The 13,333-nt window shown below is 69.4% G+C and carries 12 protein-coding genes; all 12 read left to right on the plus strand.

Annotated elements, in window-relative coordinates:
• The first annotated feature begins 46 nt into the window (after positions 1 to 46).
• The 12 genes from pyrR to coaBC all read left to right on the plus strand — a co-directional run bounded on the left by pyrR (position 47) and on the right by coaBC (position 13,139).
• A complete protein-coding gene (gene pyrR, locus AB0M87_RS20080) occupies positions 47 to 619 on the plus strand; it encodes a bifunctional pyr operon transcriptional regulator/uracil phosphoribosyltransferase PyrR (protein WP_365854671.1) in 573 nt (190 codons plus the stop codon).
• A 105-nt stretch (positions 620 to 724) separates the two neighbouring features.
• Positions 725 to 1,702: an aspartate carbamoyltransferase catalytic subunit gene (locus tag AB0M87_RS20085; RefSeq protein WP_365854821.1), complete on the plus strand. Its 978-nt coding sequence runs from the start codon at positions 725 to 727 to the stop codon at positions 1,700 to 1,702.
• Between the two features lie 2 nt (positions 1,703 to 1,704).
• Positions 1,705 to 2,991: a dihydroorotase gene (locus tag AB0M87_RS20090; protein WP_365854673.1), complete on the plus strand. Its 1,287-nt coding sequence runs from the start codon at positions 1,705 to 1,707 to the stop codon at positions 2,989 to 2,991.
• Positions 2,988 to 3,578: a hypothetical protein gene (locus AB0M87_RS20095; RefSeq protein WP_365854675.1), complete on the plus strand. Its 591-nt coding sequence runs from the start codon at positions 2,988 to 2,990 to the stop codon at positions 3,576 to 3,578. Before AB0M87_RS20090 ends, AB0M87_RS20095 begins: the two co-directional genes overlap by 4 nt.
• Positions 3,575 to 4,726 carry a glutamine-hydrolyzing carbamoyl-phosphate synthase small subunit gene (carA, locus tag AB0M87_RS20100; protein ID WP_365854677.1) on the plus strand — a complete coding sequence of 384 codons (1,152 nt, stop codon included), beginning with the start codon at positions 3,575 to 3,577 and terminating at the stop codon, positions 4,724 to 4,726. The genes AB0M87_RS20095 and carA overlap by 4 nt, the downstream gene beginning before the upstream one ends.
• Positions 4,719 to 8,030 (plus strand): carbamoyl-phosphate synthase large subunit, encoded by a 3,312-nt coding sequence (gene carB, locus AB0M87_RS20105; protein ID WP_365854679.1) that lies wholly within the window; start codon positions 4,719 to 4,721, stop codon positions 8,028 to 8,030. Before carA ends, carB begins: the two co-directional genes overlap by 8 nt.
• A gap of 71 nt (positions 8,031 to 8,101) precedes the next feature.
• Positions 8,102 to 9,211, plus strand: a complete 1,110-nt coding sequence (locus AB0M87_RS20110) for a quinone-dependent dihydroorotate dehydrogenase (RefSeq protein WP_365854681.1) — start codon at positions 8,102 to 8,104, stop codon at positions 9,209 to 9,211.
• A complete protein-coding gene (gene pyrF / locus AB0M87_RS20115) occupies positions 9,208 to 10,047 on the plus strand; it encodes an orotidine-5'-phosphate decarboxylase (protein ID WP_365854683.1) in 840 nt (279 codons plus the stop codon). Before AB0M87_RS20110 ends, pyrF begins: the two co-directional genes overlap by 4 nt.
• Positions 10,048 to 10,339: 292 nt before the next feature.
• On the plus strand, positions 10,340 to 10,663 hold the full coding sequence (locus AB0M87_RS20120) for an integration host factor (RefSeq protein WP_266858973.1): 324 nt from the start codon (positions 10,340 to 10,342) through the stop codon (positions 10,661 to 10,663).
• A 258-nt stretch (positions 10,664 to 10,921) separates the two neighbouring features.
• Positions 10,922 to 11,515 (plus strand): guanylate kinase, encoded by a 594-nt coding sequence (gmk, locus tag AB0M87_RS20125; RefSeq protein WP_365854685.1) that lies wholly within the window; start codon positions 10,922 to 10,924, stop codon positions 11,513 to 11,515.
• A 25-nt stretch (positions 11,516 to 11,540) separates the two neighbouring features.
• A complete protein-coding gene (gene rpoZ, locus AB0M87_RS20130; RefSeq protein ID WP_003970369.1) occupies positions 11,541 to 11,813 on the plus strand; it encodes a DNA-directed RNA polymerase subunit omega in 273 nt (90 codons plus the stop codon).
• 114 nt (positions 11,814 to 11,927) lie between these two features.
• Positions 11,928 to 13,139, plus strand: a complete 1,212-nt coding sequence (gene coaBC / locus AB0M87_RS20135; protein ID WP_365854687.1) for a bifunctional phosphopantothenoylcysteine decarboxylase/phosphopantothenate--cysteine ligase CoaBC — start codon at positions 11,928 to 11,930, stop codon at positions 13,137 to 13,139.
• Positions 13,140 to 13,333: the final 194 nt, after the last annotated feature.

Below are 13,333 nucleotides of genomic sequence, written 5' to 3' on the forward strand. Positions count from 1 at the left end.
TCCTTTAAGGTCCGTCCCGTGAGGCGGAGAAGGAGGTCCGTTTCCTATGGACGCAAGCACCACCGATGCACGCCCCGTACTCGAGGGCCCAGACATCGCGCGGGTACTGACCCGCATCGCGCACGAGATCGTCGAGCGCGCCAAGGGCGCCGATGACGTCGTGCTTCTCGGTATCCCGACCCGTGGCGTCTTTCTGGCCCGTCGGCTCGCCGTCAAGCTCGAAGAGATCACCGGCCGCGCCATCCCGGTCGGCTCGCTCGACATCACCATGTACCGCGACGACCTGCGGCTGCGCCCCGCCCGCGCCCTCGCCCGGACGGACATCCCGGCCGACGGCGTCGACGGACGTCTGGTCGTGCTGGTCGACGATGTGCTCTTCTCCGGCCGGACGATCCGGGCCGCGCTGGACGCACTGGGTGATATGGGCCGCCCCCGCGCCGTACAGCTCGCTGTACTGGTCGACCGTGGCCACCGCGAACTTCCGATCCGCGCCGACTACGTCGGCAAGAACCTCCCCACGTCGCTGCGGGAGACGGTCAAGGTCCAGCTCGCCGAGGAGGACGGCCGCGACGCGGTCCTGCTCGGTGCCGAGCGGACCGCCCCGACCGGCGAGCAGTAGCTCCTGAGCTCCGGCCCGCGACCCGGGCCGCAGCGCTGTGCCTGCCCGCTGTGCCGGAATGCTCCCGCACACCCAGAATCCTCCGCACACATGGAGAACACCCGGATGAAGCGCCACCTCATCTCGGCCGCCGACCTCACCCGCGACGACGCCGTCCTCATCCTCGACACCGCCGAGGAGATGGCCAGGGTCGCGGACCGGCCGATCAAGAAACTTCCGACCCTGCGCGGCCGTACCGTCGTCAACCTCTTCTTCGAGGACTCGACGAGGACCCGTATCTCCTTCGAGGCGGCCGCCAAGCGCCTCTCCGCCGATGTCATCAACTTCTCCGCGAAGGGTTCGTCCGTCTCCAAGGGCGAATCGCTCAAGGACACCGCGCTGACCCTGGAGGCGATGGGCGCGGACGCCGTCGTCATCCGGCACGGAGCCTCCGGCGCCCCCTACCGGCTCGCCACCTCCGGGTGGATCGACGGCGCGGTCGTCAACGCCGGGGACGGCACGCACGAGCACCCCACCCAGGCGCTGCTGGACGCCTTCACTATGCGCCGTCGGCTGGTCGGCGCGGACGCCGGTATCGGGCGCGACCTGGCCGGCCGCCGGATCACCGTGGTGGGTGACGTCCTGCACAGCCGGGTCGCCCGGTCGAACGTCCACCTGCTGCACACGCTGGGCGCCCAGGTGACCCTGGTGGCCCCGCCCACCCTGGTGCCGATCGGCGTCGAGCACTGGCCCTGCGAGGTGTCCTACGACCTGGACCGGGTGCTGCCCCAGTCCGACGCGGTGATGATGCTGCGGGTGCAGCGGGAGCGGATGAACGCCGCCTTCTTCCCGACCGAGCGGGAGTACGCACGCCGCTACGGTCTGGACGGCGACCGTATGGCGCGGACGCCCGAGCACGCCATCGTGATGCACCCCGGCCCGATGAACCGGGGCATGGAGATCACCGCCGACGTCGCGGATTCCGATCGCTGCACCGTGGTCGAGCAGGTCGCCAACGGTGTCTCCATCCGGATGGCCGTCCTGTATCTGCTGCTCGGCGGCTCCGAGCCCGCCCCCACCACGCGTACCGAGGAGAACAAGTAACGATGAGCAAGATCCTGATCCGTGGTGCGAAGGTGCTCGGCGGCGAGTCGCAGGACGTCCTGGTCGACGGCGAGACGATCGAAGCGGTGGGTACCGGCCTGTCCGCCGAAGGCGCCGAGGTCATCGAGGCGGAGGGCAGGATCCTGCTCCCCGGCCTGGTCGATCTGCACACCCACCTGCGGGAACCCGGCCGTGAGGACTCCGAGACCGTCCTCACCGGTACCAGGGCCGCCGCTGTCGGCGGGTTCACCGCCGTGCACGCCATGGCGAACACCTTCCCGGTCGCCGACACCGCCGGTGTCGTCGAGCAGGTCTGGCGGCTCGGCCGGGCGTCCGGCTACTGCGACGTGCAGCCCATCGGCGCCGTCACCGTCGGCCTGGAGGGCAAACAGCTCGCCGAACTCGGCGCCATGCACGACTCGGCCGCCGGAGTGAAGGTCTTCTCCGACGACGGCAAATGCGTCCACGACGCTGTGATCATGCGCCGCGCGCTGGAGTACGTGAAGGCCTTCGACGGAGTCGTCGCCCAGCACGCCCAGGAGCCGCGCCTCACCGAGGGCGCCCAGATGAACGAAGGCGTGGTCTCGTCCGAACTCGGGCTCGGCGGGTGGCCCGCGGTCGCCGAGGAGTCGATCATCGCCCGTGATGTGCTGCTCGCCGCACATGTCGGTTCCCGGGTGCACATCTGCCATCTGTCGACCGCCGGCTCCGTGGAGATCGTCCGCTGGGCCAAGTCCAAGGGCTGGAACGTCACCGCCGAGGTCACCCCGCACCACCTGCTGCTCACCGACGAGCTGGTCCGCACGTACAACCCGGTCTACAAGGTGAACCCGCCGCTGCGCACCGAGACCGACGTGATGGCCCTCCGGGAGGCACTCGCGGACGGCACCATCGACTGCGTCGCCACCGACCACGCCCCGCACCCGCACGAGGACAAGGACTGCGAGTGGGCCGCGGCCGCCATGGGCATGGTGGGCCTGGAGACCGCCCTCTCCGTGGTCCAGCAGACGATGGTCGACACCGGTCTTGTGGACTGGGCCGTCGTGGCCGACCGGATGTCCTTCCGGCCCGCGGCCATCGGCCGGCTGGCCGGACACGGACGCCCCATCGCGGCCGGTGAGCCCGCGAACCTGACACTTCTCGACCCGGCTTACCGTGGTGAGGTGGACCCCGCGGGCTTCGCCTCCCGCAGCCGCAACACTCCCTACGAGGGCCGCGAGCTGCCGGGACGCGTCACCCACACCTTTCTGCGGGGCCGGGCAACGGTCGTGGACGGGAAGCTGGCGTGACACCACTCAACACACCTCACCTCGCAGCTCTTCACCTCGCAGCGGATCAGAAGTCGGCGCAGGTCACCGACTGGTCGGGGCGGATCGGCTGGATCGTCGGCCTGCTGCTGTTCATCGCGCTCGTCTACTGGCTGATGCGCGAAGGCTGGAAATGGCGGGGCACCCTCCAGAGCGACCTTCCGGAACTCCTCGGCGCGCCGGCCGAGCCGGGTACGGCCAGACTGAGCATGCGGGGCCGCTACCACGGCTCCACCACGGCCGGTCAGTGGCTCGACCGGATTGTCGCGCACGGCCTGGGTACCCGGAGCAGGGCCGAGGTGACGCTCACGGACGCCGGAGTGGACGTCGTACGCCCGGGGGCGAAGGACTTCTTCATCCCGACCGCCCAGCTGCGTGAGGCCCGGCTCGACAAGGGCATCGCCGGCAAGGTCCTCACCGAGGGCGGACTGCTCATCGTCACCTGGCAGCACGGCGACAAGCTGATCGACTCCGGCTTCCGCTCGGACCACGCCGCAGAACAGAGCGCCTGGGTCGAGGCCATCAATTCCATGAAGCACCCGGTTACGACGGAAGGCACCGCACAATGACGATCTCCACCCGGGGGGCCGCCCCGGTTCCCGCCGTACTCGTCCTGGAGGACGGCCGAAGCTTCCGCGGCCGCGCCTACGGGGCCGTGGGGGAGACCTTCGGTGAAGCGGTGTTCAACACCGGCATGACCGGTTACCAGGAAACCCTCACCGACCCCTCGTACCACCGCCAGGTCGTCGTGATGACCGCCCCGCACGTGGGCAACACCGGCATCAACGACGAGGACGACGAGTCGAGGAAGATCTGGGTCGCCGGCTACGTCGTGCGCGACCCCGCACGCGTCCCGTCGAACTGGCGCTCCCGGCGCACCCTCGACGACGAACTGACGCGGCAGGGCATCGTCGGAATCAGCGGTATCGACACCCGCGCCCTCACCCGCCACCTGCGGGAACGCGGCGCCATGCGGGTGGGCATCTTCTCCGGCAACGCACTGCCCGACGAGGGCACCCTGCTGGCCAAGGTGCGGCAGGCCCCCGAGATGAACGGCGCCGACCTCTCCGCCGAGGTCGCCACCACCGAGACCTACGTCGTCCCGGCGATCGGTGAGAAGAAGTTCACCGTCGCCGCTCTCGACCTCGGCATTAAGGGCATGACCCCGCACCGACTGGCCGAGCGCGGCATCGAGGTGCACGTGCTGCCCGCCACCGCAACCGTCGACGAGGTGTACGCGGTCGCCCCCGACGGTGTGTTCCTGTCCAACGGACCCGGTGACCCGGCCACCGCCGACCTCACCGTCATCAAGGCGGTCCTCGACCGCAGCACGCCGCTCTTCGGTATCTGCTTCGGCAACCAGCTGCTCGGCCGTTCGCTCGGCTTCGGCACGTACAAGCTGAAGTACGGCCACCGCGGCATCAACCAGCCCGTGCAGGACCGCAGCACCGGCAAGGTCGAGGTCACCGCGCACAATCACGGGTTCGCCGTCGACGCGCCGCTCGACACGGTCTCCGACACCCCCTACGGCCGCGCCGAGGTCTCGCACGTCTGCCTCAACGACAACGTGGTCGAAGGCCTCCAGCTGCTCGACCGACCCGCGTTCAGCGTCCAGTACCACCCCGAAGCAGCCGCCGGCCCGCACGACGCCGCGTACCTCTTCGACCGCTTCACGTCTCTGATGAACACAGCCCAGATGGAGGGCCAGCGTGCCTAAGCGCACCGATATCCAGTCCGTCCTGGTCATCGGTTCCGGACCGATCGTCATCGGCCAGGCCGCCGAGTTCGACTACTCGGGCACCCAGGCCTGCCGGGTTCTCAAGACCGAGGGCCTGCGGGTCATCCTGGTCAACTCGAACCCGGCCACGATCATGACCGACCCGGAGATCGCCGACGCCACCTACGTCGAACCGATCACACCGGAATTCGTCGAGAAGATCATCGCTAAGGAACGCCCGGACGCCCTGCTGCCGACCCTGGGCGGCCAGACCGCGCTCAACACCGCCATCTCCATGCACGAGAACGGTGTCCTGGAGAAGTACGGCGTCGAGCTGATCGGCGCCAACGTCGAGGCGATCAACAAGGGCGAGGACCGCGACCTCTTCAAGGGTGTCGTCGAAGCCGTCCGCAGGAAGATCGGCTACGGCGAGTCCGCCAAGTCGGTCATCTGCCACACCATGGACGACGTCATCGGTGGCGTCGACGAACTCGGCGGCTACCCCGTCGTCGTGCGCCCCTCCTTCACCATGGGCGGCGCCGGCTCCGGCTTCGCGCACACCGAGGAGGAGCTGCGCCGGATCGCCGGCCAGGGCCTGACGCTCTCGCCCACCACCGAGGTACTCCTGGAGGAGTCCATCCTCGGCTGGAAGGAGTACGAGCTGGAGCTGATGCGCGACCACCACGACAACGTGGTGGTGGTCTGCTCCATCGAGAACTTCGACCCGATGGGCGTGCACACCGGCGACTCGATCACCGTCGCGCCGGCGATGACGCTGACCGACCGCGAATACCAGCGGCTGCGTGACATCGGCATCGCGATCATCCGCGAGGTCGGGGTGGACACCGGCGGCTGCAACATCCAGTTCGCCGTCAACCCGGACGACGGCCGGATCATCGTCATCGAGATGAACCCGCGGGTCTCCCGCTCCTCCGCGCTGGCGTCGAAGGCGACGGGCTTCCCGATCGCGAAGATCGCCGCCCGTCTCGCTGTCGGCTACACGCTGGACGAGATCCCCAACGACATCACCGAGAAGACCCCGGCATCCTTCGAGCCGACTCTCGACTACGTCGTGGTGAAGGTGCCGCGCTTCGCCTTCGAGAAGTTCCCGGCCGCCGATGCCACCCTCACCACCACCATGAAGTCGGTCGGCGAGGCCATGGCCATCGGCCGCAACTTCTCCGAGGCGCTCAACAAGGCGCTCCGCTCGCTGGAGAAGAAGGGCTCGCAGTTCTCCTTCACCGGTGAACCGGGCGACAAGGACGCGCTGCTGGAGACCGCCGGGACCCCCACCGACGGCCGGATCAACACCGTCATGCAGGCCATGCGAGCCGGTGCGACCCCCGAGGAGATCTTCGAAGCGACGAAGATCGACCCGTGGTTCGTCGACCAGCTCTTCCTGATCAAGGAGCATGCGGACGAGCTCGCCGCCGCCGGGAAGCTGGATCCCGAGCTGCTCGCCGACGCCAAGCGGCACGGCTTCTCCGACAGTCAGATCGCCGAGATCCGGGGACTGCGCGAGGAAGTCGTCCGTGAGGTGCGGCACGCGCTGGGCGTCCGCCCGGTCTACAAGACGGTGGACACCTGCGCCGCCGAGTTCGCCGCGAAGACCCCGTACTTCTACTCCTCCTACGACGAGGAGAGCGAGGTCGCGCCGCGCGAGAAGCCCGCGGTGATCATTCTGGGCTCGGGTCCGAACCGGATCGGGCAGGGCATCGAGTTCGACTACTCCTGCGTCCACGCCTCCTTCGCGCTGAGCGACGCGGGCTACGAGACGGTGATGGTCAACTGCAACCCCGAGACCGTCTCCACCGACTACGACACCTCCGACCGGCTCTACTTCGAGCCGCTCACCCTGGAGGACGTCCTGGAGATCGTGCACGCCGAGACCCTCGCCGGCCCGGTCGCCGGAGTCGTCGTGCAGCTCGGCGGCCAGACCCCGCTCGGCCTGGCCCAGGCGCTCAAGGACAACGGCGTGCCGGTGGTCGGCACCCCGCCCGAGGCGATCCACGCCGCCGAGGACCGCGGCGCTTTCGGCCGGGTGCTCGCCGAGGCCGGTCTGCCCGCGCCCAAGCACGGCACCGCGACCACCTTCGACGAGGCCAAGGCCATCGCCGACGAGATCGGCTACCCGGTGCTGGTACGCCCGTCGTACGTGCTCGGCGGGCGCGGCATGGAGATCGTGTACGACGAGGCCAGGCTCGCCTCGTACATCGCGGAGTCCACCGAGATCAGCCCCACCCGCCCGGTGCTGGTCGACCGCTTCCTCGACGACGCGATCGAGATCGACGTCGACGCGCTCTACGACGGCACCGAGCTCTACCTCGGCGGCGTCATGGAGCACATCGAGGAGGCCGGCATCCACTCCGGCGACTCGGCCTGCGCGCTGCCCCCGATCACCCTCGGCGGCTTCGACATCAAGCGGCTGCGTACCTCCACGGAGGCCATCGCCAAGGGTGTCGGGGTGCGCGGACTGATCAACATCCAGTTCGCCATGGCGGGTGACATCCTCTACGTCCTGGAGGCCAACCCGCGAGCCTCCCGCACCGTGCCCTTCACCTCGAAGGCGACCGCGGTGCCCCTCGCCAAGGCCGCCGCGCGCATCTCGCTGGGCGCGACCGTCGCCGAACTGCGCGCCGAAGGCATGCTGCCGGCCACCGGCGACGGCGGAACCCTGCCGCAGGACGCGCCGATCTCCGTCAAGGAGGCCGTGATGCCCTGGTCGCGCTTCCGCGACATGCACGGACGCGGCGTCGACACCGTGCTCGGCCCGGAGATGCGCTCCACGGGCGAGGTCATGGGTATCGACTCGGTCTTCGGCACGGCGTACGCCAAGTCGCAGGCCGGCGCGTACGGTCCACTGCCCACCAAGGGCCGCGCGTTCATCTCGGTCGCCAACCGCGACAAGCGCTCGATGATCTTCCCGGCCCGGGAGCTCGTCGCGCACGGCTTCGAACTGCTCGCCACCTCGGGCACCGCCGAGGTGCTGCGCCGCAACGGCATCAACGCCACCGTGGTCCGTAAGCTGAGCGAGGGCGAGGGGCCCGCCGGTGAGCGGACCATCGTCCAGCTCATCCACGACGGCGAGGTCGACCTCATCGTCAACACCCCGTACGGAACCGGTGGTCGCCTCGACGGCTACGAGATCCGCACGGCGGCCGTGGCCCGCTCCGTGCCCTGCCTCACCACGGTCCAGGCGCTGGCCGCGGCAGTCCAGGGCATCGACGCGCTCAACGGCGGGGACGTCGGAGTGCGTTCCCTCCAGGAACACGCACAACACCTGACCGCCGCGCGCGAGGTCTAGCAGCCCACGAGGGGGACACCGGACACGGTGTCCCCCTCTTCATGAGCCCGGTCTTCATGAGGAAAAACCTGATGTACAAACTCTTCTTCACTCTGGTCTTCAAGCGGATGGACCCGGAGCAGGCGCACCACCTGGCCTTCCGCTGGATCCGTTTCGCTGCCCGCGTCCCGGTACTGCGCACCTTCGCGGCGGCTGCCCTGGCTCCCCGGTACGAGGAGCTGCGTACCGAGGCCTTCGGCCTGCGGATGCACGGCCCGTTCGGGCTCGCCGCGGGTTTCGACAAGAACGCGGTCGCCATCGACGGCATGGCCATGCTCGGCTTCGACCACATCGAGGTCGGTACGGTCACCGCCCAGCCGCAGCCGGGCAACCCCAGGAAGCGCCTCTTCCGCCTTGTGCAGGACCGTGCGCTCGTCAACCGCATGGGCTTCAACAATGAGGGCTCCGCGGCCGTAGCGGCCCGGTTGGCGGCCCGGAAGGCCGTGTTCCGTACCACCGTCGGCGTCAACATCGGCAAAACCAAGGTGGTCCCCGAGGAGGAAGCCGTAGCCGACTACGTCGCTTCGGCCGAGCGGCTGGCCGGGCACGCCGACTACCTCGTGGTGAACGTCTCGTCCCCGAACACCCCGGGGCTGCGGAACCTGCAGGCCACCGAGGCGCTCCGCCCCCTGCTCACGGCGGTCCGCGCGGCGGCGGACCGCGCGGTGCCCTCCCGGCACGTACCGCTCCTGGTGAAGATCGCTCCCGACCTGGCCGACGAGGACGTGGACGCCGTCGCCGACCTGGCCGTCGAACTCGGCCTCGAGGGCATCATCGCCACCAACACCACCATCGCCCGCGACGGCCTCGGCCTGCGGTCGCACCCGGCGCTCGTCAAGGAGACCGGCGGCCTCTCGGGTGCGCCGCTCAAGGAACGCTCGCTGGAGGTCCTGCGCCGCCTGTACGGCCGGGTGGGCGACGACCTCACCCTCATCGGGGTCGGCGGAGTGGAGAGCGCGGAGGACGCCTGGCAGCGCATCCTCGCCGGTGCGACCCTCGTCCAGGGATACAGCGCCTTCATCTACCGGGGCCCCTTCTGGAGCCGCGCGATCCACAAGGGACTTGCCGCCCGGCTCCGGGCCAGCCCGTACGCCACCCTCGCCGACGCCGTCGGCGCCGAGCACCGGAAGGCCACCCGATGAATCTGCCCGAACCCTTCGGCGCCCGTCTGCGCCGTGCCATGGACACCCGCGGTCCGCTCTGCGTGGGCATCGACCCGCACGCCTCCCTGCTCACCGCCTGGGGCCTGGGCGACGACGTCGCGGGCCTGGAGCGCTTCACCCGCACGGTCGTCGAGGCACTGGCCGACCGGGTCGCCGTACTCAAGCCGCAGTCCGCCTTCTTCGAGCGCTTCGGCTCGCGCGGGATCGCCGTGCTGGAGACCGCCGTCGCCGAGGCGCGCGCGGCGGGTGCCCTGGTACTGATGGACGCCAAACGCGGAGACATCGGCTCCACCATGGGGGCCTACGCGGCGACCTACCTGGAGAAGGACTCACCGCTCTTCTCGGACGCCGTCACCGTCTCGCCGTACCTCGGCTTCGGCTCGCTCCGTCCGGCGCTGGACGCGGCCGTCATCAGCGGCTCCGGCGTCTTCGTGCTCGCGTTGACCTCCAACCCCGAGGGCGCCGAAGTCCAGCGGTCCGTCGCGGCCGACGGGCGAGCGGTGGCCCAGCTGATGCTCGACCGGGCGGCGGCCGAGAACGAGGGCGTCGCCCCGCTCGGCTCGGTCGGCGCCGTCGTCGGCGCCACGCTCGGCGACGCCGGGGTGCGGCTGGACATCAACGGTCCGCTGCTCGCCCCGGGCATCGGGGCTCAGGGAGCCACGCCGGCCGACCTGCCTGCCGTCTTCGGCTCGGCGGTCGGCAATGTACTGCCCAGCGTCAGCCGGGGGGTGCTGCGCCATGGTCCGGATCTCGCCGGTCTGCGCGATTCGGCCGCCCGCCTCACCGACGAGGTGCGCACCGCGGTCGCCGGCTGAGGAGTGTCCGAGGTCCGAGACGGATGACAGCTGAAACCTCGGACGGCAGCGCACAGAATCAGCCAGCCGGTGCCCGGAGGGCCGAAAACCGGGTGGTTATGCCCTAAATGTCGGCCCGAGTCTCAGCTGACCAGGACTTTTCGTCTGTTCTCGCTGACTGGAGCGGTCCTGGCCGCTAGTCTCCGTCGAGAGCGGACAAGCAATTTCCTTGCAACGCCGCTCATCAGGTGTGGAGCGATCACGTTCCGCACCGGTCCGTATCCGACAGTTCGACATCCGAGGTGACGTAGGCGTGGCTCTTCCGCCCCTTACCCCTGAACAGCGCGCAGCCGCGCTCGAAAAGGCCGCCGCGGCTCGCCGGGAGCGGGCCGAGGTCAAGAATCGACTCAAGCACTCCGGTGCCTCCCTCCACGAGGTCATCAAGCAGGGCCAGGAGAACGGCGTCATCGGGAAGATGAAGGTCTCCGCTCTCCTTGAGTCCCTGCCTGGCGTGGGCAAGGTCCGTGCCAAGCAGATCATGGAGCGGCTCGGCATCTCCGAGAGCCGCCGGGTGCGTGGTCTCGGCTCCAACCAGATCGCCTCCTTGGAGCGCGAGTTCGGTGGCGGCGCTGCCTGATTCCGTCGGGTGACTGCCGGTTGCCAGGTGAACGGGCCCTGGCGCACTGCGTTCGCTTCGCTCTCTCCGTCTCGGCTCTTCATTCGATCCTTCGGAGGCCGAGCGCGATCGCAAGGCGCCGGAGCGTCCTCAATGGGCGTCCCCCTGGCCTTTTGAAGGCCTTGGGTGAGTGCGTGCCAGGGTTCGGGCGCCGGACCGGGGGTCACCCGACAGGCTCTGCCGTCCCAGGCACCCCTGGGAAGCTGGAATAATCGCCGCATGGCTGTAACACCCCGGGGGACGACCCCCGTATCCCCGGACCCCTGTCCGCGGCTGACCGTGCTCTCCGGCCCCTCCGGGGTCGGCAAGAGCACGGTCGTCGCGCACCTGCGCAAGGTTCATCCCGAGGTATGGCTCTCGGTGTCGGCGACGACCCGCAAGCCGCGCCCCGGGGAGCGCCACGGTGTCCAGTACTTCTTCGTGGACGACGGCGAGTTCGACAAGCTCGTCGCCAACGGCGAACTGCTGGAGTGGGCCGAGTTCGCGGGCAACAGGTACGGCACGCCGCGCCGCGCCGTACTTGAGCGCCTGGAGGCCGGCGAGCCGGTACTCCTGGAGATCGATCTCCAGGGTGCCCGGTTGGTGCGGGAGTCGATGCCCGAGGCCCAGCTGGTGTTCCTGGCTCCGCCGAGCTGGGACGAGCTGGTCCGCCGGCTCACCGGCCGCGGCACCGAGGCGCCCGAAGTCATCGAGCGCCGGCTGGACGCCGCCAAGATCGAACTGGCCGCCGACGCGGAGTTCGGTACCACCCTTGTCAATACCTCCGTCGAGGATGTGGCCCGCGAGCTGCTAGCCTTGGTGAAGGTTCTTTGATTTTCACTCCATCGGAAGGCAGAGAGTGTCCTCTTCCATCACCACGCCCGAGGGCATCATCAACCCGCCGATTGATGAGCTGCTCGAGGCAACCGACTCGAAGTACAGCCTCGTGATCTACGCCGCCAAGCGCGCGCGCCAGATCAACGCGTACTACTCGCAGCTGGGCGAAGGCCTGCTCGAGTACGTCGGTCCGCTGGTGGACACTCACGTCCACGAGAAGCCCCTCTCGATCGCGCTCCGCGAGATCAACGCGGGTCTGCTGACCTCCGAGGCCATCGAGGGCCCCGCGCAGTAACGCAGACGGCGAGAATTTCGTCACCATTCTCTTCACCACAGGCCCGGCAGCGCGACTGCCGGGCCTGTGGTGTGTCATGGGGGTACGAATCCGAAGCGGAAGCCGGGGAGAGGCATGGACGTGGCGGACAGGCCGAAGGTCGTTCTGGGGGTCAGCGGGGGCATCGCCGCGTACAAGGCGTGCGAGGTGCTGCGCCGGCTGACCGAGTCGGGCCATGACGTACGCGTCGTACCGACGGCGTCGGCGCTCCACTTCGTCGGCGCCGCGACCTGGTCGGCGCTCTCCGGTCACCCGGTGTCGACCGACGTGTGGACCGATGTGCAGGAAGTGCCGCACGTACGGATCGGCCAGCACGCCGACCTCGTGGTGGTCGCTCCGGCCACCGCCGACCTGCTCGCCCGGGCGGCCCACGGCCTGGCCGACGACCTGCTGACCAACACCCTGCTCACCGCACGCTGTCCGGTGGTCTTCGCCCCGGCCATGCACACCGAGATGTGGGAGCACCCGGCCACTCAGGAGAACGTGGCCACCTTGCGCCGCCGCGGCGCCGTGGTGATCGAGCCCGCCGTCGGCCGGCTCACCGGTGTCGACACCGGCAAGGGCCGGCTGCCGGACCCCGATGAGATCTTCGAGGTCTGCCGGCGGGTACTCGCCCGTGGCATCACCGGACCGGACCTCGCGGGCCGCCATGTCGTGGTCAGCGCCGGCGGCACCCGGGAGCCGCTCGACCCGGTGCGCTATCTGGGGAACCGTTCCTCCGGAAAGCAGGGCTACGCCCTCGCCCGTACGGCCGTGGCCCGCGGCGCGCGAGTGACGCTGATCGAGGCCAACACCGGCCTGCCGGATCCGGCAGGCGCGGACGTGGTGCACGTCGGCACCGCCCAGCAGTTGCGGGAGGCCGTCGGCAAGGCCGCGGCCGACGCCGACGCGGTGGTCATGGCCGCGGCCGTCGCCGATTTCCGTCCTGCGGCCTACGCCCAGGGAAAGATCAAGAAGAAGGATGACCAGGAGCCCGCGCCGATCGGCCTGGTCCGAAACCCGGACATCCTGGCGGAGATCTCCGCCGAGCGCGCCACGCCCGGGCAGATCATCGTGGGATTCGCCGCCGAGACCGATGATGTCCTCGCCAACGGCCGGCGGAAGCTGCAGCGCAAAGGCTGCGACCTGCTGGTGGTGAACGAGGTGGGGGAGCGCAGGACTTTCGGCTCCGAGGAGAACGAAGCGGTCGTCCTGGACGCCGAAGGAGGCGAGACCCCGGTGCCGCACGGCCCGAAGGCCGCTCTCGCCGACACGGTCTGGGATCTGGTGATACCTCGACTCGGATGAAATTCTTGTGTCGTTCCACCCGATGGTGAAACCTGACACAGCACGCCGTACACCCCCGGAAACCGGGGTACCGGCCGTACCGGAAGGAGCACTGCCCGGGTCACAGGGCTCCCACGTGTCGAGACACGTGGCCCACCGGCCGGGGCTGACCGATAAACTGGTCGCGGAACGAGTCGGGCGCAGCCCCCGGCCGT

The organism is Streptomyces sp. NPDC051320, from assembly GCF_040682175.1.
Taxonomy (GTDB): domain Bacteria; phylum Actinomycetota; class Actinomycetes; order Streptomycetales; family Streptomycetaceae; genus Streptomyces.